The following is a 25,460-nucleotide window of genomic DNA, read 5'->3' on the forward strand; positions in this document are numbered from 1 at the left end:
GGCCCGGGGGCTCCCCTACTTCCCCGCGAACACGTCCCGCAGCTCCTGGTCGAGCTTCCCGGCGGCCTCGTCGGTGTCGGGCCGCTCGGCGGCCAGCAGCGCGTGCACATGGGACTGCAGGACCTGGGTGAACGCGCCGTAGTAGGGGGTGCGCGGGCGCTGCACCGCCTCGGTCAGCGCCGTGCCGAGGATCCGGATGTACGTGGCGCGCGCCTGCGCCCCCTGCCCCTTCGGAGTCCCCTCCCCCGTGGCCGCCGCCTTCGGCGCGTCCCCCGCCGGCCGGAGCGCGGCGGCGACCCGGGGCCAGCAGGGCTTCGCGGCGCTGCCGTAGACGGAGGCCCTGGTCGCAGCGAAGCCGGCGTCGAGCAGGCAGCGTTCGCTCTCCCGCGAGGTGAGGAAGGTGATGAGCTCGCGGGCGTTCTCGGCGCGGGGCGAGTCGGCGGTGACGGCGAGGTTCTGCCCGCCGAGCACGGCCTTCCCCGGGAGCCGGTTCACGGCGTAGTCCCGCGGGTTCATCAGGCTCCCCAGGGCCCCGTACGCGTACGGCCAGTGGCGCAGGAAGACGGCGCGTCCCTCGGCGAAGTCGGTGAGGGACGCCGTCTCGTCGGAGGTGAGCGCGGCGGGCTGGACGCGGCCCCGGTCGACGCGGTCGAGGAGCGCGTCGAGCCCCTTCTTCAGCTCTCCGGCGTTCGAGCTGTACTTCCCCTCGCTGTCCGTGAGTGCGACCTCGGCGTCGGCGAACGCCTCGACCGCGTTGACGGTCAGCCCCTCGTACTGCTTCAACTGCGTCGTCCAGCCCGCCAGTTCGTCACGCCGGACCGGGTTCAGCCCGAGAGTCTTGACGGAGGAGTAGAGCTGGTCCCACGTCCAGTGGGCGTTGGGCTGCTTGTCCGCCTTGATGTCGGCCTCCGTCAGGAGGTCGGGCCGGTAGTAGAGGAGGCCCACGTCGGTGTTGAACGGCCGGGCGTAGGAGCGGCCCTTCCAGACGGTGGTGGCGTGGACCTGCCGGATGAAGTCGAGGTCGTCCTCGGCGGCGGCGCCGGATTCCTCGACGGGCATCGGGCGGATGAGTCCGGCCTCGGCGAATTCCGGGATCCAGGTGATGTCGAGGTTCACCACGTCGTAGCGGGCGCTGCCGGACTGGAGGGCGCCGAGGAGCTGGCTGCGCTGCTGGTCGGCGCCGCCGGGCAGCTCGACGAGCTTGGCCTGCTCGTCCTTCGACCCGGCGTGGAGGCGGTTCCACTCCTCCACGAGCTGCTGCCGCACGCTGCCGGAGCCGGTGACGTCCAGCCCGCTGGCGACGACGATGGGGCCTTGCGCCGGCTCCTCCTTGCCGTCCTGCGGCGTGTCCCCGGGCCCTCCCGTACAGGCGGCGGAGACGAGCGCGAGCAGACAGGCCAGGGCGACGCCCGTCCTGGCCCTCCGGCGGCTGGTGCGGCGGTCGCCGTGGGTCATTCCGCGTCCCCCGTACCGGTCCTGGCGACCTCCGCCGCCAGTTCCACCGCGATGTCGTCGGCGGGGTCCAGGCAGCGGCCACCGCTCGCCTCCGCGAGCCGCTCGCCGAACCGGCCGGGTGTGCAGGCGCCGTCCTGGAGCGAGACCGTCACGATCCTGACCAGCGGGGCTTTACCCGCCTCTTCGACCAGCCGCTGCTGTTCCTTCTCCTTCACGTCCTCGAAGTCCTCGCCGTCGGTGACCAGGACGAGGAGCCGGGGCCGCTCCGCCTCGGGGGAGCCACGCAGGGTGCTGAGCGCCTCGCGCACGCCCGCCGCGATGCGGGCGTCGAAGGCCGCGGTCCCCGCGCCGGCGACGGCCTTCTGCGCACCGGCCCTGGTGTTCGCCCCGAACGGGACGAGGTCCGTGGCCGCCTTCCCCTCGTCGACGGCCGTCATCCGCACCCCGTACGAGTCCCCGGCGCCCAGGGAGCTCATCGAACGGGCCACCAGTTCCTTGGCCCCGCCGGTGCCGTCCCAGACCCGTTTGTCGGCCATCGAGGTCGAGTTGTCGAGGAGATAGAGCACCCGGCCCGGCCCGAGCGCCCCCCGGTAGCGGTCCAGGGTGCCGGTCAGCGACGTGGAGACGTCGGTTCCCGGGCCGGTCTGCGGGACCTGTTCGCGTACGGCCGACGTGTTGTCCTCCTTGCTCAGCACCGAGCCGTCCTCGGGCGGAGCCGGGGCGCCCTTCTCGACGCCCCGGAAACCGTCGTCGGTGAAGGACTTCCGCGCGTCCTCGTCCGTGACCAGCCAGTCGTAGAAGTCCTCGACGGCGGCCTTGCGGGCGGCGGCGTCCCGGTCGGCCCCGTCCCAGGTGACCCGGACGAAGGGGAGGTCCAGCATCGGCACGTCGGAGGGGTAGTGGGCCACCCGGTGCGCCAGCGCCTCGGTTGCGCAGCCGGGCCTGCCCGGCTCGCCCGCCGACAGGTTGAACTGCGCCAGGGTCTGCTCCGGCACGAGGACGGCCGCCCGGTCCTCCAGGTCGTTGTGGGCGCCGTCGGCCAGTACGCACATGAGTTCCCGTGCGGTGGAGGGCATGGGCCGCAGCACCTGGGACATCCTCTGTTCGAGCGTGCCGACGCTCCCGGAGCCGGAGGAGGCGTAGAGCGCGTCGGTCGCCAGCAGGGCTCCTTCGGTGTCCTCGGGGTCGGGACGCAGGATCTCGACCGTCTGGTCCTTCTTCAGCCCGGCGACGATCGCGTCGAGCGGATCGTCGGTCTGCAGGGACTGCGCCAGACGCATGGTGTCCGGCACGCCGAGGACCATCGGTGTGAAGGCGATGGGGCCCAGCCGGTCGAGGTCCACCACGCTCTTCCCGGCGTCGGCGGCGGGCTCGTCGCCGTCGGTCCCCGTCGCTGTCGCGGTGGAGGCCGCGCCGCCGCCCGCTCCGTCGGCCGTCGCCCGCTGCCACGCGCTGTCGGCGGCCGGGATCCAGATGTCCGGCTGGGCGCCGACGTCCCGCTGGGGCCGGGGGCAGTCTCCGGAGGCCGGGCAGGCGGCGGGCGGTTCCTGCCAGAGCGAGGAGGACCGGAGGGCCGCCACGGCGTCGGTGGCCTTGGCGTCGTACACGTTGATGCCGACGGTCCGGCAGCCGCCGCCGTCCCGCTTGGGGTAGGCGTCGGCGGCCTTCTGCACGGTGGCCTTCATCTCGGGGTCGGTGAGCACGCGCAGTTCCAGGGGCGACGCGCAGGGGCCGCCCGAGGCCCCGCCCAGGAAGTACCACGCGCCGGCCCCGGCGAGGGCGACGACGCCCGCCAGGATCACGGCCGCCGTACGCGTCATACGGCTGACCACGCCGGGCAGCAGGCGGCCCGGGAAGCGCGACGGCCCCTTCACGGAGTCCGGCTTCACGTCGCCGTCCGGCGGCGGCGGAACCGGCGGAGGAGGGACCGGGGGCGTCGGGCGTTCCGCGTCCGCGGGGAGCGCGAGCACGACGTCGTCGCCGTGCCGGAGCTCGTCCGGGATCCACGGGTGCCCGTCGACGGCCTTGAAGGGCGCCATCGCCTCACGGATCCCCGCGACGATCCGGGTGAAGGTGACCGGCTCCCCCTTGGCGGTGGTCAGCAGCCGGTGGAGGGCCGCCGTGAACTCCGTACCGGTACGGGGATCGCCGGGCGGGACCTCCACACCGGGCTCGGCGGCGGTGAGCAGGGCGAAATTCTGTCCCACGGCCGGCTGGAACGACCGGAGCGCGTTACCGGCGAAGCAGCAGTCGAGGATGACGACGACCCAGTCGGCGTGGGAGTTGCGCAGGACACCCATGACGTCGTTGTCCCAGGACAGGGCGCCGACGAAAGGGTGGTGCCGGTCCCTGGTCACCTCCGAGTCGGTGAACATCAGGTTGAGGTCGCTGCCGTCGGGGCGCACGATGCCGTGTCCGGCGAAGTAGACCACCAGCAGCCCGGTGACCTCCTTGCGGGCGGCGGAGAGCGCGGCGCGCGCGGCGTTCGGATCGACGGCGGTGTCCGGGCCGCCACCGTCCGCGGGGACCACGACGAGGTCCTCCGGGGCGAGCACGCCGGTGCGCTCGCCGGTCAGGGCCTCGCGCATGAGGCGGAGGTTCGTGGTGACGGACGGCAGGTCGTTCCGCGCACCCCTGTAGTGCTCCACCCCGATGAGTACGGCCCTGTGACGCTTGGCTCCGTTCTCCTCGCCGCGCGCGTCGTACGGCGGCACGGCCGCTAGACCTCTCCGGGCTCGTCGTCACCGCGCGTTCGGTTCGGACCACCGGACCCGGGCCCCGCGTCCGGGCCCCCGTCGCGGGAGCCGCCCCCGGCGGCGTCGTCGTCGGTGTCACGCCTCAGGTCGGATCCCGCGCCCCCGGGCGGCCCGTCCAGGGTGACGCGCGGCCTCTCCTCGGGATCGGCGAACCGGCGCCGGTTGCGCAGCCAGGTCTCCACGGACCGCCAGGCGTTCTCGGCCACCGAGCGAGCCACCTCGACGGAGACGACCAGGATGATGTCCTGGATCAGCTCCCCGCCCATGGCCTCGGCCTGCGTGAGCGAGTCCTTGCGCGCCAGGGTGACTTCGTCCCGCTCCAGCGCGTCCTCCAGGACCGGCGCGTTCCTCAGCCACGTGCTCAGGGCTTCGAGGTCGTCGCGCCGGGTGTGCGTCCCGCTGAGGCTGATCCGTAACTCGATGCTCTCCTGCCCCTGTTCCCGCACGCCCGTGTCCACCCCGTCCGCCATGCCTGCCCCCATCGAACCCGCTACCCTCGCCCCGCAAGGGACCGGTCACTGAACACAGAAGTATTTCACGGGCGTTGACAGTGGGCACCCTTTTGTTCGGTCTCATCTGAAGCCTCGCCCGGGGGCCGTCGCACGCCTACCGATGACTTCCGCGCCCGCTGGCAGTCATAAGCATCACCACGTACCCATGACGGATTCACGGACAGGACACGAGACCATGACCGAAGCAGTGAAGGGCCCGGCGAGCTACTTCCCCTCGATCGAGAAGAAGTACGGCCGCCCGGTCGCGGAGTGGAAGGAGCTCATCCGCTCCTCGCCCCTGACCAGGCACATGGAGCTCGTCTCCTGGCTCAAGACCGAGCACTCGATGGGTCACGGCCACGCCAACGCCCTGGTCGCGCACACGCTCGCGGAGGGCGAGTAGGCCTGGAGGGGAGCCGTTCACCCCACGTCGTCAGGGAGATCGCCGGCGGAGGGCCCGTCGTCGCGGGTCTCGCCCTCGGTGTCCGCGCCGGGGATCGCCTGCTCCGACCAGACGGTCTTGCCCTCGGCCGCGTAACGGGTGCCCCACAGCGAGGCGAGCTGGGAGATGATGAAGAGACCCCGGCCGCCCTCGTCGACCGCCCCGGCGTACTTCATGTACGGCGCCGTGGTGCTGCCGTCCCGGATCTCGCAGGTCAGCCCCCGGTCCAGGATGAGGCGCAGCTCCACGGGCGGGCTGCCGTAGCGTACGGCGTTGGTCACCAGCTCGCTGACGATCAGCTCGGCCGCTTCACCGGTGTCTCCGTCGACGTGCCAGCCGGCCAGCGCCTTCGACGCGAGACGGCGCGCGGTGGCCGGGGCCGTCTTGTCGTACGGGAGCTCCCATGCGGCGTAGCGGTCCTCGGGCATCGCGTGGGTGCGGGCGAGGAGCAGGGCCGAGCCGCGGAGGCCGGCGTCGTCGGGCAGGGCGTAGGAGACCGCGTCGCACAGTTCCCGCAGCGGCCGGTCCGGCGGTGAGAGCGCCTGGAGCAGCACGCCCGTGCGGGGGTCGGCGTGGTCCCGCAGCGCGTTGCTGTGGAGCACGATCAGGCTGCCCTCCCGGAGCGGGAAGGAGCCCGCGGCGACGGGCCCGCGGCTTTCCGGGCCGAGCGCCGGACCCTGGGGGACGGTGACCTCCGTCGCGGTGCCGTCCGCGCCGATGACCAGGGGGGCGCAGTGCCCGGCGGAGGCCACGGTGCACGTCTCGGTGAACGGGTCGTACACGGCGTACGTGCACGACGCGGACAGCGGTTCACGGTGCAGCGGGTCGCTCTGGGGCAGCTCCGCGCGTTCCTGCGCCAGCCGGTCCGCCGTGTCGTACAGGCGCGCCAGCAGCTCGTCGGGCTCCAGGTCGAGTGCGGCGAGGGCTTGGACGACGGTACGCAACTGCCCCATGGTGGTGGCCCCGTGGATGCCGCTCTCGATCACCTCCCCGATGACGAGGGCGGTGCGGGCCCCGGGCAGCGCGATCGTGTCGAACCAGCTGCCCGCGCCCCCGCCGGGCAGCAGCAGGTGGTCCGTCTCGACGGCGGGCTGGGGGGCCGGGCGCTGGGGCAGCAGCCGGCGCTGCAGGGCGCTGGCGATGGTGTACTCGTGCACGTAGCGGCGGGCGTTGTCGATGCCGAGGGCGGCGCGGGACGCCATCGCGGCCGCCACGGGGATGTCTTCCTCGTTGAAGGCCTCGGAGTCGCCGCAGCGGTAGAGACTCACCAGCCCGAGGACGGCTCCGCGCAGCGCCAGCGGCGCCAGCAGGAGCGTGTGGGCGCCCTGCTCCCGGATGGAGCGCGCCCGCGCGGGGTCGGCGTCGGCCCAGGGCGCGTCCTCGACCGGGACGACACGGGCCCGCAGGTCGGACAGGGCTCGCTGGAACGGTGTCCCGGGCGGCACGGCCCGCACGTCGCCGATCGGGTGGGCGGGGTCGCCGCCACCGCCGAACGCGGCCCGCCGCAGCGGCACGTCCCGGCCGAGCGGCCCCGGCTGAGGGGTCTCGCCGCGCAGGACGGCGTCGACGACCTCGACGACGCCGATGTCGGCGTAACCGGGGACCAGCGCGTCGACGAGGTCCCGGCACGTGGCCTCCACGTCCAGCGTCCTGCCCACGCTGTCGCGGACCGCGTCGAGCGCCACGTCCCGGGCGTGGCGCCTCGCCTTCTCGGTGACGTCGACGACGGACACGACGACCCCCAGGACGGTGCCGTGGCCGCCCGGCCGCGCCGCGAGCCCTTCCTGGAGCCGGAACGCCGACAGGGAGAAGGTGCGGCGCCCGCCGGGAACGTCGCCGGGGCGGGCGCGGAACGGCCGCTCGATCCCGGGCACGCCGGTGCGCAGGACCTCCCGTACGAACGCCTCGACCCGCTCCGGTTCCTCGAAGGCGCACACGTCGCGGAACGGCAGCCCGCGCAGCCGCTCGGTCTCGTCGGTGTCGGGGTCCGTGGAGTGGTCGCTGATCCGCAGGAGGCGGAGCTCCGGATCGAGCACATGGACGCGTACGCGTGCCTGGGTGAACATCACGTCCAGCAGCGCCTGTCCGAAGGCCTCGGGGCCGGTGCTCTCCTCGGCGGCCCAGACGGCCCAGCCCGCCCCGGCGAGCGGCTCCAGCCGCAGCCCCGTACGCGCTCCGTCGCCCCCGTCCGCACCCCGGGTGCCGCCGCCGGTGGCGCCCGTACCGCCCGTGTCACCCGCGAGTACGTCCATGAGGCGCAGGCCCAGCGCGTCGGCGGTCGCCGCACCGAAGCGCCGCTCGGCCGCCCGGCTCCACCCGGTGACCACTCCGGCGCCGTCCACGACCATCAGGGGCGCATCAGCCATGAACCCAGCTCCTTCGCCCCCGCACGGGCCCGGGACGGGCCTCCGCACACGTGGACACGTACCGAACCAGCATCGGCCCGTGGCCCGCGACCCGCTACCGGAGCGGGCGGGGCTCCCCCACCTTCTCGGAGGAGCTCGACGCACTCCGCCGCTGAACCGTCGGGCGGACGGATCAGCGTGCGGACGCCGTAGGGCGGCTGCGCTCCTCCGAGGACGGCGGCGTGGCGGACGCCCGCCCGGCCGTACCTCGAAGGAAGCCGAACGAGAACACCCTCGGCTCTCCTCAGGTGGCGCGATAGACCCGAGTGACGTGGTCATGGTTTCTCGCTGGTCGCACCGGCGTCTCCGGACGGTGGACGGAAGAGCCTGGTGCGCTTCCGCGCCATCGATTTCGAGCAGGAGCAATTTCGCCGTCATTGATCGCGAAGAGCGCTGACCGTAGGAAACTGGGCAGTGATGAGCACCGCCAAACCGTCCTCCCCAAGCGTTTCGGCTCGGATGAGCCGCCAGGCCCGCCGCGACACCGCGCCCGAGGTGGCGGTCCGGAAGCTGCTGCACGCGTCCGGATACCGCTACCGCCTCAACGAGCGCGTGCCGAACATGTCGCGGCGCACGATCGACATCGCCTTCACACGGGCCAAGGTTGCCGTCTTCCTGGACGGGTGCTTCTGGCACGGCTGCCCCGAACACGCTACGCAACCCAAGTCGAATGCGGAGTGGTGGCGCCAGAAGCTGGATCGCAACATGGCACGGGACATAGAAACCACCGAGCATCTGACCGCTGCGGGGTGGACGGTCCTACGCTTCTGGGAACACGAAGCCCCACTTCGAGTGGCCGAGCAGGTGGCGAAGGCGGTCGATCGGGAACGGTTCGATCGCGGAGCGCAAGGATTGGGTGGGGATCTGTGAGCGAGCTGCGGTTCGTGGATGTGTGCGCGGGTGCGGGCGGGCTGGCTCTGGGCCTGGAGCAGGCGGGTTTCGAGCCGGTGCTGCTGGTGGACAACAAGCCGGTGGCCTGCCAGACGCTGCGCCTGAACCGTCCGGCTTGGGACGTGCTGGAAATGGACCTCCTCGACTTCGTACCCGACGACTACCCGAAGACCTACGACGTGGATCTACTCTCGGCAGGGCCACCTCGGGTGAAGTCCAGTGCGACCACCGCCAGGGCGGAGACCGAGGAGGAGCAGCGTCTCCTGGAGGCAGCGGTTCTCCTTACTCATTCCATCCAACCGCGCGCCCTCCTCATCGAGAACGTGCCAGGGCTCGTGACAGCTCCGGAATTCGAGCCCCTGCGCACATTCATCCGCAAGGAATTGGAACACCTCGGGTATCGGCTGCACTGGTTCGTCCTGAACGCGGCCGACTTCGGTGTACCGCAGGATCGCAAGCAGGGCGTGCTGGTCGCTTTGAAGGAGCGGTACTCCGACCGCTTCCGGCCGCCGTTGCCGACGGTCGAGGAGCACGTGTCGGTGGGCAAGGCCCTCCATCGTTCCATGGCGGCACGCGGCTGGCTCGGCGCTGACGCATGGGCGACTCAGGCGCTCAGCGTGGCGCCGACTCTCGTCGGCGGCTCGGACAACCGGGGCGGAGCGGATCTGGGACCGACTGGGACGAAGAAGGCCTGGGCACGCATGGGGGTCAACGGAGGCGCACTCGCTGATGAGGTCCCAGGGCCCGATCTCGACGGCTCCTCCGAGATGATCAAATTAACGGACTCGCAGGCCGCACTCCTGCAGGGCTTTCCGCATGAGTGGCAGTTCGCGGGCCGGAAGACCGCGCGGTACCGGCAGATCGGACACGCTTCACCGCCGCCGGTCGGGGCAGCTCTCGGACGAGCCGTCGCAGCCGCTCTGAAAGCTTGATCGCTATGGGAACGACGAGGTCACCGGCCGGCTACACTTGCACATCATGACCCGCCCACTTCATCCGTCGCTCCCCCATGCGAAATACATGATCGTCGATCTTTTCGCGGGCCCAGGCGGCCTCGATATCGCCGCCACGATCATGGACGATGTGGAGAGCATCGGCGTCGAGTGGGACGACGCGACCTGCGAGACGCGCCGGGCGGCCGGCCTGCTGACCACCACGGTGAAAAATGTCGCCGCGCTGGGCCCCTGCGACGACGAGGTCGTCGAAGCGAACGTACTCACTGGCGGGCCCCCCTGCCAGTCCTTCTCCGTTGCGGGCAATCGGAAGGGTCACCAGGCTCTGGAGCAGGTCAAGGCACTCGCCACGCGTCTGGCCGCCCATGACGATGCTGCAAAGTTCGAAGCCGCTTGGCAAAAGGTCAAGGACGAGACGGACGACATGTCCGACGACCGCACCGGCTTCGTCCTCCAGCCCTTGCGCTGGATCATGGAGGCCAAACTCAAGCGCGGCAAGCCGTACGAGGTGATCGTCCTCGAACAGGTCCCCACGGTGCTGCCTGTATGGAAGCACTACGCCAAGCTCCTCAGGGGCGTCGGCTACGCCGCCGACGCCCACGTTCTGCATTCCGAGGACTTCGGCGTCCCGCAGACACGTCGCCGTGCCGTACTGATCGCCCAGTGGGACCCGGAAAACGTGGGACGACGCGTCGAGTTTCCCCGCGCTACCCACCAGCGCTACAGCAAGGGAGCCACGCGCCTCCCCGAGCGGCACGCCTCGAAGGGCGACCAGGAGGAGCTGCTGTTCCCCCTGCCTCGAAAAGAGAGAACGCCGCTCAAGCCCTGGGTTGCCATGCACGACGTACTCACTGAGCGTCCACGCGACTTCGAAGTGGTCTCCAACTACGGATCAGGTGGCGACCCCAAGAACCGAGGCCGCCGCACCTCTGACCGGCCCGCGGCGACGATCACCGGAAAAGTCCGGCGCAACCGCGTCTTCCGTCTGAAAGAGACCCGGTCCGGGATCAAGGAGATCGGCGAGGAGTTGGAGCGGCTCACGTTCGAGGAAGCCGGCCTTCTCCAGTCGTTCCCGAGGCGCTACCCCTGGCGGTCCACCGATGTGGCCCAACAGATCGGGAACGCCATTCCGCCCCTCCTCTCCCTGCACATTCTGAGTAGTGCGCTCCGACTGGGCCCCCCGAGCGAGGATTTGATCAACAAGCTGGCGATGTGGGAGCCGAAGCACTCGGACGGTGCAGCCAATGAGGTCCTTACCGAGGACGCGTGAGCCGGACGGACCTGCCGTAACAGGGCTCCCGTCCAGACGCACGTGAACTTTTCAGTCCTGTGAGGCTGCGGAACGAGCCCTGTCTCGCAGCGGCGCCTCTGCGGCAAAGCGCTCGAACATCCGCGTAAGGACCTCGCAGGAGGAGCGCCGGGCGGTGCCGTCGTCCGGCCCTTCGGGCAGCCTCTCCCATGGCACGGCGGGTGCCGACTCCGCATCCGCGATCCACTCGGTGCGCGCGTCGTGACGGGGTGGATCGTCCGGCGCGATCACCTCGTACATGAGCGTGCTTCCGGCCACGTTGACCGCCGTGCACAGAGCGTTGACCCGGTCCCCCAGGCGCGTGGCTCCGTCGTCGGTAAGTCCTTCGAGAACCGATACCAGAGCCAGAGCAGTGGGCTTGTGATCGATGGCTGCGAGCCGGAGAGCCGTATTGATCATGTCCTGGTTGGCACAAGCGATCACCGCCGGCGTGTAGTCGGGCCCGTCACGGAACATCTCGGCCGACCACCAGAGCCGAGCAAAGGCCTGGCTGTAGTGCGGGCCGACGAACCTGGCGCTGTTGATCCTCCTAGGAGCATCGTCGTCCGCCGCGCCACGGGGTAGGTGTCGCCACAGGACGAAGTCGGGTGCCACGGCCAAGGCGAGGAAATTCCAGAGCCCGGCATCCGCCGCCTCCGCCCGCGTCAGACGCAGGGTCGCGTGCAGCCGGGGTGCCAACCAGGCGTCGGCCTCGGTCCTTACCGGGTCGAATCTGTGCATGGCCTCCTCCATGAGCTCGCGGACCGGGTCGACGGTCCACCGGGCCGCGTCGTCCTGGATCGGCGTGCTCGCACGGAGGACGGCCACCTGGGGCAGCACTTCCTGGCCGGCGCGCACCCCATGGGTAAGGAAGCCCGTGGCACGATCCCCCGAGAGGCGGGCGAGACGGGCAGGCATCTCCGTGTGTGCCCGGTTCATGAGCGCGCACCTTCCTGGGAACGGGAAACGACGCGGATGGTCGCCAGGAGGTTCCTGGGCAGCTGACCCCGCCTTCCGGCTGCGATCTCGACGCGTGACTGGACCTCCGCCCATCCTCGGCCGTCTGCGCGACGATCGTGAGCCTCTCTCAACGCGTCGGCGATCGGCAGTCGGGGAAACACCTCCGGCAGCATGGAGCGCAGTACCGCGCCCCTCCAACCGGCAGGGAGGTGAGGGGTTCCGTCCTCGTCGAATTCGAGGTTGCTCAGAGCGGACTGGAACATGGTCGCCCATGCCTCTCCCGCCACCTGGGCGGCCACGAGTCCTGCGGTCGCCTTCTCCAACGGGCTGCGTGCACCGGACAGCAGCGCGGATAGCCCCTCGAAGGAGGTGTTCAGCAGGATGGTCGGTAGGTCACCCGATGTGTCGACCAGCCACGGCGCGTCCGCGAACGGACGCAACCACTGCTGCGGCCCGTCCCGGAAATCCTCTTCCACGATCTCCAGGTCTCGTTGCCTGGCCGGTGTACGGGCCAGCAGGTCCACCACCCACGGGGCATCCGTCTTCCCGATGATGCGCCCGTCGACGCCACCGTGGCTACCGACGACACAAACATCGAGCAGCGCGCGTGCGGCGTGGGTGGAACGACGTACCCGGACCTCGCCGCGCCAACGCGGGTCGTCCCGGCGACGCTCCAGGCGGGTCACCACCCGCGTGTTCGTGGCTCCCTCGGTCAGTACCGCGACACAGCTGACCCCGGACCACGGGCCGTCGGCCAACTCATCGACAGGCAGGGAGACTTCCAGGTCAAGCACTCCCTCGGCCCAGTTGTCCCGCTCGACCTGATGGAGGGCGACGACCTGATCGCGCTGGGAGATCAGCGAGAGCTGCAGAGGCTTCCCGTCTATGCTCGCCCCTCGGACAGTGGCCTCGATCTTCCCCACCAGGGTGGGGTACGCGTATACAGCACTCACGCTGAAGCCTCCCCAACCTGCTGGATGTCCACGATCACACCGGCCATGGCCGCGGCCACCGGATGGCTACCCACGGCAGTGACACCGCCGAAGCGTGCGGACCTCACATCCGGATCGATGACCAGCCTGCCCTCGACCACCCGACAATTCTCTTTCGGGGACAGCTCCGCCCACTCGAGCGAGGGTCGTCCGCCCGATCGCACGTCGAACTTGACCACCGGTAGCAGTTGCCAGCCGACCTCTCGTTGTGGCACGTCCAGCGTCACGTCCAAGGTCCAGGCCCCGGCCGCATCCACCTTTCCGGCCACCCGATCCACGAGCGGATGACGACGACGGCCGCTTGCGGTCGCCGGCAGGTCGAGGCGTAGCAACTTTCGGAGGATCTCGTGGCCGACCGAGCTCTGGCCGATGGTTCGCCGACCGATCACGCCCCTCAGGGCCGTGTCCATGGCCGTGTTGAAATCGGACAGACGGCGAGGAGCGTTGGCGTAGGCCGCAGTGAGTTCCTCGGTCACCCCCCACCTGTCGTGCTCCGGCGGCTCAGCGGCGCGCAGGAACTCTTCGGCGGCATGTGTCGCCGCACTGTCGTCGCCCGTGGCGAATCCGGCGAGCAGAACGGCTTGGAAGGGATCCACCCCGACCCCCAGGTTGCGTGGGGGTCGCGCCGTGACGGTCATTCGGTTCCCACGCATGCACACGATCCGGCTGTGCTGTTCGTCCGTGTCCGCAGCCGGAGTGACCAGAAGTACGGCACGGTGGCTGGTCCCCGGGGCTCTGTGTCCGGCTGTCCGCAGCGGCGGGACGGTGAGAGCGACGTCCGTGGCGGCCACCTGTCCGGCCTCCGTGAGCTCATCGACCGTCTCACCGTCGATGTACGCCCGGAGCGCATGCACGAGCGCGGGGTGCCGGTCGAGCGGGTCGACCCGGCGTTCCCCGCCCACCGCTTCACCATTGCGGAAGGCCCGTACCGATGCCTCGAGCAGGGGCGGTGTCGAGCGCCCTGAAGTCATGGCGGCCCAGAAATTGTCGGAGAGCGCCCGCCCGAGGGCAGCCTGCAGGTCCTCCAACGTGTCACTGCCACCAGCCGCGTCGTGCGCGCCGACGACGAGGAAGGAGGTCCCAGGATCGTCACTGTCCCGGTCGAGCCACAGATCCGCGACCACGCGCTCATCAGCCCACCAGGATCGGGAGACCCCCTCGTGCGCCTTCTCGGTGTCCGGCTCGCCGAGCCATGCGGGCCCGGCGTATGCGACACCCTCGACCTCACGCCAGGGAAGGTCGAGTCGCCCGACCACCCTACGAGCGGTACGCCCTTCGTGCGCCTCGGACAAGGTGCTGTTGATCAGCACCATACCGAGCCGGCTGGCTGCCCACAGCGTTGCTTTGCCAAGCCCGTACGAACCACCCGCCCGATCGTTGCTCTTGTGACTGTCCAGCTGACGGCGGACGACAGCGGCATACCGGCCGTCCCCGTACTCAGGTCCTGTCAAGCCCGACGCGTTGTAGTCATCGATCCGTAGAAGCAGAAGCGAGGCGTTCTCGCGCAGCGCCCGAAGGCCCTCGGCCAGGACCCGACCCGCCTTTTGCCCGGACTGCGAGGCTGCCGCGTAGTGGGGTTCCAACTCGTCCCACTTCAGTGCGGCGAGAAAGGAGTGCAGGTGCTCACCGGTCAACTCGTGCAGGGTGAAGCGCACGCGCACCGAGCGGCGCGGGTCGAGCCGTTCGTCCAGCGCGTTCTGCGTGACCTCCCGAGCCAGCACGGACAGGTTGGCGTCGAACGCGAAAGCAGCGGCATTGCCGTACTCCCGGCCGCCGTCGTGGTGAGCGAGCCGGTGATACCAAGCGATCGGCCGGTCGGATCCGGCGTCGGCGTCCCTGGTGATCAGAGTTGCGACATCCGTCTCCAGGATCTCGGCGATCTTGACCATTACCTCCGGCCTCGGCCGGGCTCTGCCCGTCACCCACGCCGACACAGCTGCACGCGTCAAACCCAGCTGCTGGCCAAGGCCCTGCTGCGACAGACCCTTGCGACGGAGCTGCCGCCCGAGCCAGACACCGAAGTCCTCGCTGTCCTCCATTGACCCCACTCCCTCTTGATGCCGAGCGGAGACACACGGTAACACCGCACTTGACGTCAGCGCTTCGTCAAATGTCGTTTGACGCACGCGGCTCGTCCGAGCGCCAGCAAGGGTTGCTTTTATTTTTTCCTCTTCTGATCGGCTCGCCGATCAGCGCATGCTAGTCTCTGTGTCGGCAACTCCCAACCCGGTCAGGGCCGTTGAGGGATTCGCCTCCTGAAGGCAGGAGAGCTCTGCCCTCACGTTCGATCACAAAGCGGTCTTTACGTGCACCAACCGGTCAAGAGCACTCGCTGGCGCACTCATAGGGAGGGGAACCCCACATGATCGATGACGACGATGCCTGGATGTCCTGGTTCATCCGGAAGTACGACGGCCTGGAGGACCCGGAGCTCCGGGCCGAGCTCCTGACCTGTCACGGCATCCACCCCCAGGTCCTGGCTGCGGAGCGGCGCCGCCTTGCCCGCCTCATGCGTACCACCGCACGCACGGAGAAGGTCACCACCCCCTCCGACCCTTCCGTGCGCCGCACCTCCCGGGCCACCCGGCGCCCCACCACCCCTCGGCGCGCCGGTCGCCCTCGCACCCACCAGGTCACCCGCAGCACTCGTCGGGTCCACGCGAACGGACGGACGGTGACGGTCGTGACGACGACCGTGACCGTCACGAGCGTCACCACGGTCACGATCACCGACAGCTGACCCCCTCCTGCTGCGCCCTCCACTCAGCAGCTTCACGTTGTTCCACGGGGTGCCGACGCACGCGCCGGCACCCCGTGTTCCCCCCGCGCGTCCTCGGTTCGTTCTCTCCCTAGAGACAGGTGTCTCATGACCGACCGGCAGTTCGCCGACTCCTCGTTCCCGCCCGTGATCGAGACCGTGATCCGGCAGTCCGCCACCGTCCTGAAGACCTATCAGGTCGATCCAGGGCTGATACAGGAACATGCCAATGGAGAGCGTCGTATCACCCAAGGCGGCTACGGGGAACGCCAGTTGTACGAACTCGTCCAGAATGCGGCGGACGAGATCGCGGCTGCGCCCGGCGGCAAACTGCATGTGGTTCTTACCGCTGACTATCTCTACTGCGCGAACGTGGGCAGCCCTGTCACGCCGGAGGGAGCCGAGACGATCCTGCGGATGGGCGTCTCTCGGAAGCGTGGCGGACAGATCGGCCGGTTCGGCGTCGGCGTCAAGTCTGTTCTCTCGGTGAGCGACTCCCCTCAGTTCTTCAGCGGGAACGGCACTTTCGGTTTCGGCTTCGACAAGGACTGGTCCGCTGCCGAGATTGCGCACGCTCTCGGCCGGCAGGGTGATCTCCCCATGGACACACCGGTGTTGCGCATGGCCCGCCCTCTCGACGTCGAGCAGGAACGCGCCGACGACGACACCCTGGACAAGCTACTGCGCTGGGCCACCACCGTGGTCCGCCTGCCTCTTATGGCGGGCGCCGCTGAACGCCTTGCTCGTGACATCGTCGGTCACCGGGGTCGCAACGGACGCACGACCGAGGCATTCCCCTCTCACTTCCAGTTGTTCTCCCCTCATGTCGGCGAACTCTTCCTGCACGACCGGCGCTCGATGCCCCAGGTCCGCCGGGAGATCTCGATCGAGCACAAGGGCAATGACCGGACCCTCAAGGAGGTGGCGAGCGGCGCCAAGCAGACGACAGAACAGTGGAAGGTCTTCTCGGCCTCCTACTCCCCTGCCGGCGAGGCCGAAGAGAGCGCGGGCGAACTTCACGGCCGGCCCGTGCTGGAAGTCTCCTGGGCAATGCCCGAGTACACCGTGCGTAACGGCCTGTACACCGTGCCTGTCGGCAAGGGGTCCTTCTGGGCGTTCTTCCCCACCAAGTACGAGGTGTCGTTGACCGGCATCCTCAACGCGCCGTGGAAGACCAACGAGGACCGTCAGCACCTCCTCGACGGTAGCCCCTTCAACCGTGAACTTCTGGAGGTGGCAGCGCGACTGGTGGTCGACACGCTGCCCGCTCTCGTGCCCGTAGAAGATCCCGCCGCTTACCTCCCCCTGTTGCCGGGACGAGTCAAGGAGAAGCTCAACTGGGCCGACGACTACTTCCTGCGTCACGTGTGGGAGTACGCCGCCGAAAGCCCCTCCCTGCCCGATCAGAACGGTGTGCTCCAGCGGCCTCGCGAGCTCTTCATCACCCCGCCCGGCCTCGACAAGGAGTGGGTACAGATCTGGGCCGAGTACAGCGGCCGCCCGGCCGGCTGGCTCCACCCGTCCGTCGACGCGTCCGACACCACTGTCCGGCGCGGCAAGATGAACCACATCCTGGAGCAGGCGGGAAGAACTCCCGAGAGCGTCAAGGACTGGCTCGAAGCTCTTGTCTCCGACGGCTCGGCGGAGGCCTCGACCCACGCCATCGAGATCCTCTCCCTGATGGTGCTCAAGGACCAGGCCGGACGGCTGCGCGGCGATTCGGAGATCACCGCCGCGGCTCGCCGGGCAAGGATCGTCCTGACCGAGGAACACGGGATGGTCGCACCCGTCGCCGGAGAGATCTTCCACCGGACTTCCGCCGACGCCCTCCGTGACGACATGGTCTACGTGCACCCGTCGATCTCCGAGCGTCCCGAAATGTCCAGGCACCTGCACAACATCGGCATCAGGGTCGCCGACGCGCAGGGACGGTTCGAGGGTGTCCTCGACCAGGGCTTCGCCAACTACGACACCGACGCCTGGTCCAACTTCTGGGTCCTGCTCCGGAGTGCCGGGGGCAGCGCGCAGACCGAACGCATCCGCGCGAAGGTGCCGAAGCCTCTGGAGACGCTGCGCGTCCTTACCTTGGACGGTCGGTACCGACCGATGCGCGACTGCCTCCTCCCGGGCCCGGTGGTACCCGCCGACGGCAGTCGGGACAAGGGCGTCACCGTCGACATGAGCTTCCATGACAGTGACAGGCCCGTGTTCCGCGACTTCGGGCTGTCCGACCGTCCCTCCGGCGGCCACCAGCCCCAGGGCGAGACCTGGTTCGAGGAGTACCGGCAGGCTGTACACGAAAAGCACCTTCGGGAACTGCCGAGCACGTCACCGCGCCCCAACATCTCCCGCCTCACGGTGGAGGGTGCCGCGACCCTGGGCCCGCTGCACCTACTGCCGGTTCTGTCCGAGGAGGGCCGTGCAGCCTTCGTGTCGGCCATGCCTCCGTCCGACATCTCGCAGCACTGGCAGATGCGATACGGAACCAACGGAAACACGCGCAAGCCCGTGGTGTCTCCGCTGCGATGGATGATCTCCAAGCACGGCCTCGTACGCACCTCCATGGGGCTGACCCGCGTGCGCGATGCCGTCGGGCCCCAGCTCAAGACCTTTCACTCCGTGCTGCCGGTCGCCGAGATCTCGGACGAAGCGGCGCGCCGATTGGGGATGCCCACGAGCACCGATGAGGTGCCCGCCCGTCGCTGGGGCAAGCTGCTGGACCTCCTCCTGCAGAGCGAGGACGACACGTTCATCGGGCATGCCTATGCCCTCCTGCACCGCGTCGAGTTCGAGTTCCCGGAAGACGTACTCACCCGGTGCCGCGTGGGGAGCTCCTGGGAAGGGCGCCCGGACAACGAAATCGCCGTGGCGACGAGCGCCCCGGAGTTCAACGAACTCGTCCGTGAGGGGCTTCCCGCGCTCCTGGTCGCCGAGAAGGCCGACGCCGCCTCGGCCAAGGCGATGATCGAGGACTGGGGCATGCTCAAGGTCTCCGACGTCATCAGCCGGGAGATCGACTCGGTGAAGACCGGGCGGGCCGCCTCCCTGCTTGAGGAGTTCCCAACGGTCAAGGCACGCCTCGGCCAGGCCGGAAGCAACTACAAGATCCAGCGCTGCTCCGAGCTCACGCACGTCATGCGTACGCCCATGGGCAGCAAGCACAAGCCCCTCACGTTCGCCAGGAAGGGGCAAACCCTCTTCGTATTGGACTCCCTCGACCGCCTCCAGGTGCTCCAAGCCGCTGACGAGGAGTTCAAGTGGGGCTTCGGGCCCGCAGGGTGCAGCCAGGCTCTCGCCCTCCAGGAGAAGCAGGAGCACGATCAGGCTCTCCAGAAGCGGTTGCGTGCGGTCCGGGAAGCCGAGAGCGTCATCGACAAGATCGCGCTGCTCATCGGTGAGGAGGCTCTTCGCGGTGGGCTTCCGCCTGGGCTGATGGAGAGCGAGATCCACGAGCACGGGAGTGAGCCCAGCCCTCGGCGCGTCGCCGAGATGGCGTTCAACGCCCACGGCGAGGCGATCCTACGGATCCACTCCCACGATCTCACGCTGCACTTCCCGACCCGGGCACCCGCGTCCTTCAGCGGTGGTCAGAAGGCTCTGCTCTTCGTCAGCGACCTCGGGTTCCCGGACTCCTTCGCCGGCGCCCAGGTACCCTCCCTGGAAGCACGCCTGGAGGTGGAAGGACCGTCCGAGTTCCCCGCCCTGCATCCGTACCAGGAGGACCTCGCTCAGGCACTGCTGGGACTGTTGGAGAACGCGATGCCTCAGCGCGGCATGCTCAGCCTGCCGACGGGGGCCGGCAAGACGCGTGTCACGGCGGAAGGCGTGATCCGCTGGATCCGCGACCGCAAGGATCTTCCGGGCCCGGTCCTTTGGATCGCTCAGACCGAAGAGCTCTGCGAGCAGGCCGTGCAGAGTTGGAGCTTCGTCTGGTCGAAGGTGGGCCCTGAGCATCCCCTCGTCATCAGCCGCCTGTGGGCGTCGAACGAAGCCACTCCGGTCGACGGACGACCGCACCTGGTCGTCGCAACTGACGCCAAGCTGGACCGCTGCCTCATGGAGGACAAGTACACCTGGTTGCGGGAGTTCGCCTCGCTCGTCATCGTCGACGAAGCGCACACCGCAATGTCCAAGCGCTACACACGTCTTCTGGAGCAGCTCGGCCTCACGCACCACCGGACCAGTCGTCACCTTGTCGGTCTGACCGCGACCCCGTACAAGAACAACGCTGAGTTGACCCGGCTCCTGGTCCAGCGGTTCGGAAACCGTCTGGACACCGGAGTCTTCGACGGCGATCTGTCCGTCGCCATCAAGTCGTTGCAGCACATCGGAGTGCTGGCCCAGGTGAAGCACCGGGAGCTTCAGGGCGCCGCGATCTCCCTCACCGCTGATGAGCGCGCCCAGTCCGAAACGTTCGCCACCTTGCCCAAGGGTGCGGAACAACGGCTTGCCGAGGACCACGACCGTAGTCAGCGCATCGTCGACGAGATCGCCGCCATGCCCTCCGACTGGCCGGTTCTGGTGTTTGCTACTTCCGTCGCTCACGCCAAGCTGCTGGCAGCCAAGTTGGGGGACAGAGACATCAAGGCCGCAGCCATCGACTCGAGCACGCCCACCAACGAACGCCGCCAGCGGATCAATGACTTCCGCAAGGGCAGGACTCAGGTACTCACGAACTACGGTGTGCTGACTCAGGGCTTCGACGCGCCGGCCACTCGTGCGGTCGTCGTAGCCCGTCCGACCTACAGCCCCAACATCTACCAGCAGATGATCGGACGTGGTTTGCGCGGCCCGAAGAACGGCGGCAAGGAGAGCTGCCTGATACTGAACGTACGGGACAACATCACCAACTACGGTGAAGAACTCGCGTTCACCGAGTTCGAGTACCTGTGGGACGAGGCCCGGTGACTTCCGCCTTCCCCGCCGATCACCGGCTCACAGCAGCGCAGCAGGCCGTGGTGGACCAGCCCTGGGACGCCCGGGTTCTGGTCACGGCCGGAGCAGGCGCCGGCAAGACGCACACCCTCGTGCGGCGACTCGACGTGTTGGTGGAGCGCGAGGAGCTGGAGGCCGGGGAGATCCTGGTGCTCAGCTTCTCCCGCGCCGCCGTGCGCGAGCTCACGGAGCGGATCGAGCGGCACGCCGCCGCCGCACAGCGCATCCGTGTCCAGACTTTCGACAGCTGGGCCTCCGCCCTGCTCAACCGCGCCTATCCGGACGTGGACTGGGCGACGTACACCTTCGACGGCCGCATAGAGGCGGCCACCGAGGCAATCGACAACGGGGCGGTCGAGGGTGGCGAATACCTGCCCGCGCATGTGGTGATCGATGAGGTCCAGGACCTTGTCGGCGTCCGTCGAGAGATGGTCGAAGCGCTGCTCGACCGCTTCCAGGAGAACGGCGGATTCACCGTGGTGGGGGATTCCGCCCAAGCTGTGTACGGCTTTCAGGTGTCCGATCCGGAACAGCGCGCCGAGGAGACCGACCGTTTCCTGGAGTGGGTGCGTGCCACATTCGGCGAGGAACTGGTGGAGCTGCACCTGGGCGACAACTTCCGAGCCCGGAGCGAGACAGCTCGGATGGCTCTGCCCTACGGCGCCCCGTTGCAGCGGTTGCCCCGCGATCGGGCCGCAGCCGGCGGCGAGGCGGAGCGTATCCACGGTGATCTCCGTGCGCTGCTGCTGTCGACGCCGAACTTCGGGAGCTTGGAGGACGAGTTCGTACTGGCGGCCCTCCGCGACTATCCCGACACCACCGCCGTCCTGTGCCGCGACAACGGCCAGGCATTGACGTTGTCCGGCATCCTGGCCGCAGCCGACGTGCCGCACACGCTTCAGCGTTCGGCCCGTGAGCGCTCCGCCCCTGTCTGGATCGCCGAGCTCCTCGCCTCGACCGGCACGACCGCCCTCACCCGGGAGCGCTTCGAGGAGCTGCTGTCCGATCTGCCGATCCCCGCCGGCAGTGCGCCGGAAGCGCTGTGGCGGTCCGTACGCAAGATAGCGCGCGGCCGTGGTCGGGGGACCCTCGATGTCGTCGCTCTGCACCGCGCGCTCGCCGAAGGTCGGCTGCCGGATGAGCTCACCGCGCCTCAGCCGTCCTCTCTCGTGATATCGACCATGCACCGGTCCAAGGGCTTGGAGTTCGATCGGGTCCTGGTCGTCGAACCACGCGTACTGAAGGAGCCGACTCCGGTCCGGAAGAAGAAGTACGACTACGACCCCGCTGCGGAGGCCCGGCTGCTCTATGTGGCCATGACTCGGGCTCGGGACGACCTCTACGTCTTGGACGCGCCCAACTCGTGGCTCCTCCGGAAGGACAAGAGGATCGACCGCTGGTACCTGGGCGGTCGCAGCACCTGGGCTCGTAACGGGATCGAGCTGATCGGTTCGGACGTGTCCCACGAGCAGCCTCCAGGCACGGAGGGATTCCGACAGGACGCCGTGGAGCTCTGGCGTCATCTGGTTACCGATGTCGCCGCCGGCGCCGAGGTCGAGCTGACACTGTTGCACGGCATCCCTGTCGCCTCCGACCAGTCTCCTCCGTACGCGGTCGTGGTCGGTGGGCGACAGGTGGCAGTGGTGTCGGAGCGCTTTCGAACCGACCTGTACCGAATGCTGCGCCGCTCCTCACACTCCGAGGTCGATCGATGGCCGCCGCTGATCACCGGCCTACGGATCGACTGTGTGGAGAGTGTGGCGGGCATCCCAGCCGCCACTGAAGCAGCAGGAATGGGTACGCACGGCGCGTGGGTCGCACCTCGCCTGTGCGGCCTGGGACGCTTCCACTGGCACGCGGACGAATCCGAGGGGGACGAATAATGAGCGGGTCTACGCATCAGGCGCATTACGAGGTGCGCGACGCGCTCGTCGAAGCCCTGCGGGAGGACCTGCTCGGTCCCGTGGGTGGTGCGGAGGAAGTGCTCACGGACGACGCGCCGATCACCATGTACCCGGTCGGCGTGTTGTTCCCGCGCTCACGCGCGGAGCGGTCCGACAGCTCGTCCCGGACCGGCGCGACCGATCAGGGGGAGTTGGAGTCCGAGCGGGACGGGCTGGACGCGGTACCACTCGGCGTCCGACGGGACGTCGAGGAGGAGCCGGGCGATCTGGGCGTCTCGCTGGCGAACGTCCGGATGCCCTCATCCATCGGCCTGACGTTCTCCGTGGACCCGAGCGTGTCCGCCTGGATCCGCTTGACCGCACGCGCTGCCGTCTACCTCCCCGAGGATGCCGAGGGGAAGCCGGTAGCCGCGAAGCGGACCGAGGCGCGCAGCACGAAGGCCCAACGGGAGCATTGGCGGCGCTCCGCCTTGCGGATCGAACCCGTCGATGTGGATGTCACCCGGCCAGGTCTGCTCGCTCCCTTTGTTCTCCACCCAGGGCTGGAACTACGTGTGCTGGTCCGCCCCCGATCCACGTCGGACGACACGGTGACCGTGACGGTCACGGTCGTCAACAGCCTTGAGGTCGGACAGTTCGACCTCCGTGACGCGCACTGCTTCTACCAGCCGCAGCTGACTGCCACGGCGAGGGACGGCCACAGCCCGGTGTTCGTGGTGCGGCCGGCCACTCTGGGTGCTGTCGACTCGGAGCAGGCCCTGAGCAGGCTCCTGCACCGTCACGTTCCGAGTTTTGCCATCGGCCACGGATGCGCGGCACATTGGGATTGGACACCACCCCCGGTGGGTTCCGCTTCGACCGATCGTCCGAAGGTCAGTGCACTACGAACCGAGTTCGTCCCCTCCCACGAGGTGTTGTTGACCGATTCCAACCCCGGGATCGACGACAGGCCCCTGACCATGTACCGATTGGGTACCGACCCGGCCCAAGAGGTCCTGGCGGCGCTTCGCGCTCTGCTCGCAGGATACGAGCACTGGATCGACACCCAGGAGCATCAGGCTCGTCTGCTGCGGGAAACGGAGGACGGCCGGGCTGCGGCCGATCAAGTGCTGCTCTGCAAGCATGCGCTGGCCCGTATGCGCGAAGGTGTGGATCTACTGGGGGACCCCGACCAGCCGGATATTCTGCGAGCGTTCCGGCTGGCGAACCTCGCGATGGCCGACCAACGGGCGCGAACCGTGTGGATCAAGAACGGCAGGTCCGGCCGACCGGAGGAGCAGACCGGTCGGTGGCGGCCCTTCCAGATCTCCTTCATGCTGCTCTGCCTGGCCGGAATCGTCGATCCGGACCACGACGACCGGAAGGTCTCCGATCTGCTGTGGTTCCCCACCGGCGGTGGAAAGACGGAGGCATACCTCGGGCTGATCGCCTTCACCACCTTCCTCCGGCGATTGCGGGACGGAGAGACGGGAGCCGGCGTCACCGTGCTGATGCGCTACACGCTCCGGCTCCTCACCCTGCAGCAGTTCGAACGCGCGGCAGCACTGATCTGTGCCATGGAGCGACTGCGCGCCGCCGACCCGGCAAGGCTCGGACACGAGGAGATCTCCATCGGTATGTGGGTGGGCCGTTCGGCGACCCCCAACACGCTGGCGGTCGCTGAGGCCAAGCTCGCCGATCTCATGCGCAATGAGAACCTCCAGTTGCAGACCGAGAACCCGGTACAACTACGGAACTGCCCATGGTGCGGAGAACCGCTCCGCCCTCGGGACTATGCGGTCGATCACGACGCAATACACATGACGGTGAATTGCCCCTCAGGGAATTGCGACTTCCACCGGGGATTGCCCGTGCACCTCGTCGACGAGGCTGTCTACGCCCATCGTCCGACCTTGGTCATCGCCACGGTCGACAAATTCGCCTCGATGCCCTGGCGGCCGGCGTCGGCCGCTCTGTTCAACCGGGACGTGGACGGAGTCCGGCCGCCCGAGCTCATCGTTCAGGACGAGCTCCACCTGATCTCGGGGCCGCTCGGCACGCTCACCGGCCTGTACGAGACGGCCGTGGACGCCCTGGCGGGGCATCCCAAGGTCATCGCCTCGACTGCGACCATCCGACGCGCCGACGAGCAGGGCACCCGGCTGTTCGCCCGATCCGTGCAGCAATTCCCTCCCGGCGGCCTCGACGCACGAGACTCCTGGTTCGCCGTGGAGACACCGCGCGAACGCAAGGCAGCTCGCTGCTACATCGGTCTGCTGACCTCCAGTACGAGCCAGGCCACCTTGCTGATCCGGGTCTACGCGGCCTTGCTCCATCGGGCACACACCCACGAGGCACCGCCTGAGGTGAAGGATGCGTACTGGACCTTGGTCGGCTACTTCAACAGCTTGCGCCTGCTTTCCGCGGCAGAGCTCCAAGTCCTCGACGACGTGCAGGAACGACTGGGGCACCTCGCCGTGCGTGACGCGCTCAAGCCGCGCCGCGCGGACGCACTCACCGAATTGAGCAGCCGGGCGAACGCCAGTGACATCTCCCGCCGACTCAAGGACATCGAGCGCCGGTTCCCGAACCCTGAAGTGCTGGACGTACTGCTCGCCACCAACATGATCTCTGTGGGTGTCGATGTGGATCGGCTCGGACTGATGGCTGTGATGGGACAACCGCAGACAACTGCGGAGTACATCCAGGCAACGAGCCGAGTCGGACGACAGCACCCGGGCCTCGTCGCGGTCATGCTCAACTCGACGCGTTCGAGAGATCGTTCGCATTACGAGGATTTCCAGAGCTTCCACTCCGCCCTGTACCGCGAGGTGGAGTCCACGAGCGTCACCCCGTTCTCCGCCCGAGCCCGTGACCGAGGGCTGCACGCCGTGGTGGTGGCACTTGCCCGCCTGATGCTGCCTGCCGCACGGCCCAACGACGCTGCGGCCCGCGTGGAGGACTTCCACGCCGACCTCCGCGACCAGGTCGGTCGGGTCCTGTTCGAGCGGGTCACACGGGTCGAGCAGGCCGAGCTCCGGGCCACCACCGCGGCCTTCGACGAGTTCATCGACTGGTGGCGTGACGAGGCACTGCATCACCCGAACCTCGTGTACGAGGCTCCACGGGGAGCTCGCGTGCCCGCCCTGTTGGCCAACTACGACGACGAGTCGGCCGACGTGTCGCCGTGGAGGACACTCTGGAGTCTGCGCGACGTAGACGCCTCGTCCACCTTCTTCGAGGAGCGCTGA

15 protein-coding genes are annotated in these 25,460 nt (G+C 68.8%); 8 read left to right on the forward strand and 7 right to left on the reverse strand.

The window, feature by feature from the left end; all coding sequences use genetic code 11:
• Positions 1 to 15: 15 nt before the first annotated feature.
• The 3 genes from ACIP63_RS06185 to ACIP63_RS06195 are packed head-to-tail and all read right to left on the reverse strand — an operon-like array spanning position 16 to position 4,681.
• The gene (locus tag ACIP63_RS06185) at positions 16 to 1,455 is read right to left on the reverse strand and encodes an extracellular solute-binding protein (RefSeq protein WP_401511888.1); all 1,440 of its coding nucleotides are present in this window, start codon (positions 1,453 to 1,455) and stop codon (positions 16 to 18) included.
• Complete coding sequence (locus ACIP63_RS06190) at positions 1,452 to 4,169, reverse strand: substrate-binding domain-containing protein (protein ID WP_401511889.1); 2,718 nt, start codon at positions 4,167 to 4,169, stop codon at positions 1,452 to 1,454. Before ACIP63_RS06190 ends, ACIP63_RS06185 begins: the two co-directional genes overlap by 4 nt.
• Before the next feature lie 5 nt (positions 4,170 to 4,174).
• A complete protein-coding gene (locus ACIP63_RS06195) occupies positions 4,175 to 4,681 on the reverse strand; it encodes a hypothetical protein (RefSeq protein WP_401511891.1) in 507 nt (168 codons plus the stop codon).
• Between the two features lie 217 nt (positions 4,682 to 4,898).
• Here ACIP63_RS06195 and ACIP63_RS06200 point away from each other — a divergent pair, with 217 nt between their 5' ends.
• Positions 4,899 to 5,105 (forward strand): DUF4287 domain-containing protein, encoded by a 207-nt coding sequence (locus ACIP63_RS06200; protein ID WP_401511893.1) that lies wholly within the window; start codon positions 4,899 to 4,901, stop codon positions 5,103 to 5,105.
• A 17-nt stretch (positions 5,106 to 5,122) separates the two neighbouring features.
• On the opposite strand, the gene ACIP63_RS06205 is transcribed toward ACIP63_RS06200, so the two are convergent.
• Positions 5,123 to 7,510, reverse strand: a complete 2,388-nt coding sequence (locus tag ACIP63_RS06205; protein WP_401511895.1) for a SpoIIE family protein phosphatase — start codon at positions 7,508 to 7,510, stop codon at positions 5,123 to 5,125.
• A 456-nt stretch (positions 7,511 to 7,966) separates the two neighbouring features.
• On the opposite strand from ACIP63_RS06205, the gene ACIP63_RS06210 reads away from it, so the two are divergent.
• The 3 genes from ACIP63_RS06210 to ACIP63_RS06220 are packed head-to-tail and all read left to right on the forward strand — an operon-like array spanning position 7,967 to position 10,663.
• Positions 7,967 to 8,419 carry a very short patch repair endonuclease gene (locus tag ACIP63_RS06210; protein ID WP_401511896.1) on the forward strand — a complete coding sequence of 151 codons (453 nt, stop codon included), beginning with the start codon at positions 7,967 to 7,969 and terminating at the stop codon, positions 8,417 to 8,419.
• Positions 8,416 to 9,372 carry a DNA cytosine methyltransferase gene (locus ACIP63_RS06215; protein ID WP_401511898.1) on the forward strand — a complete coding sequence of 319 codons (957 nt, stop codon included), beginning with the start codon at positions 8,416 to 8,418 and terminating at the stop codon, positions 9,370 to 9,372. Before ACIP63_RS06210 ends, ACIP63_RS06215 begins: the two co-directional genes overlap by 4 nt.
• A gap of 46 nt (positions 9,373 to 9,418) precedes the next feature.
• Entirely contained in the window at positions 9,419 to 10,663 is a 1,245-nt protein-coding gene (locus ACIP63_RS06220) for a DNA cytosine methyltransferase (protein ID WP_401511900.1), read from the forward strand.
• Positions 10,664 to 10,714: 51 nt separating this feature from the next.
• On the opposite strand, the gene ACIP63_RS06225 is transcribed toward ACIP63_RS06220, so the two are convergent.
• Genes ACIP63_RS06225 through ACIP63_RS06235 form a run of 3 tightly spaced genes read right to left on the reverse strand, consistent with a single transcriptional unit; the run spans position 10,715 to position 14,672 of the window.
• Complete coding sequence (locus ACIP63_RS06225) at positions 10,715 to 11,620, reverse strand: DUF6339 family protein (RefSeq protein WP_401511901.1); 906 nt, start codon at positions 11,618 to 11,620, stop codon at positions 10,715 to 10,717.
• Entirely contained in the window at positions 11,617 to 12,564 is a 948-nt protein-coding gene (locus ACIP63_RS06230; RefSeq protein WP_401511903.1) for a hypothetical protein, read from the reverse strand. Before ACIP63_RS06230 ends, ACIP63_RS06225 begins: the two co-directional genes overlap by 4 nt.
• Positions 12,565 to 12,590: 26 nt before the next feature.
• The gene (locus ACIP63_RS06235) at positions 12,591 to 14,672 is read right to left on the reverse strand and encodes a helix-turn-helix domain-containing protein (RefSeq protein WP_401511904.1); all 2,082 of its coding nucleotides are present in this window, start codon (positions 14,670 to 14,672) and stop codon (positions 12,591 to 12,593) included.
• Between the two features lie 323 nt (positions 14,673 to 14,995).
• On the opposite strand from ACIP63_RS06235, the gene ACIP63_RS06240 reads away from it, so the two are divergent.
• The 4 genes from ACIP63_RS06240 (at position 14,996) to ACIP63_RS06255 (ending at position 25,460) form a co-directional block, all read left to right on the forward strand.
• Positions 14,996 to 15,373: a hypothetical protein gene (locus ACIP63_RS06240; protein WP_401511906.1), complete on the forward strand. Its 378-nt coding sequence runs from the start codon at positions 14,996 to 14,998 to the stop codon at positions 15,371 to 15,373.
• A gap of 126 nt (positions 15,374 to 15,499) precedes the next feature.
• Complete coding sequence (locus ACIP63_RS06245) at positions 15,500 to 20,299, forward strand: DEAD/DEAH box helicase (RefSeq protein WP_401511907.1); 4,800 nt, start codon at positions 15,500 to 15,502, stop codon at positions 20,297 to 20,299.
• On the forward strand, positions 20,296 to 22,209 hold the full coding sequence (locus tag ACIP63_RS06250; RefSeq protein ID WP_401511909.1) for a UvrD-helicase domain-containing protein: 1,914 nt from the start codon (positions 20,296 to 20,298) through the stop codon (positions 22,207 to 22,209). Before ACIP63_RS06245 ends, ACIP63_RS06250 begins: the two co-directional genes overlap by 4 nt.
• On the forward strand, positions 22,209 to 25,460 hold the full coding sequence (locus tag ACIP63_RS06255; protein WP_401511910.1) for a helicase-related protein: 3,252 nt from the start codon (positions 22,209 to 22,211) through the stop codon (positions 25,458 to 25,460). Before ACIP63_RS06250 ends, ACIP63_RS06255 begins: the two co-directional genes overlap by 1 nt.

This window comes from Streptomyces sp. NPDC088746, assembly GCF_044751065.1.
Classification (GTDB): Bacteria; Actinomycetota; Actinomycetes; order Streptomycetales; family Streptomycetaceae; genus Streptomyces.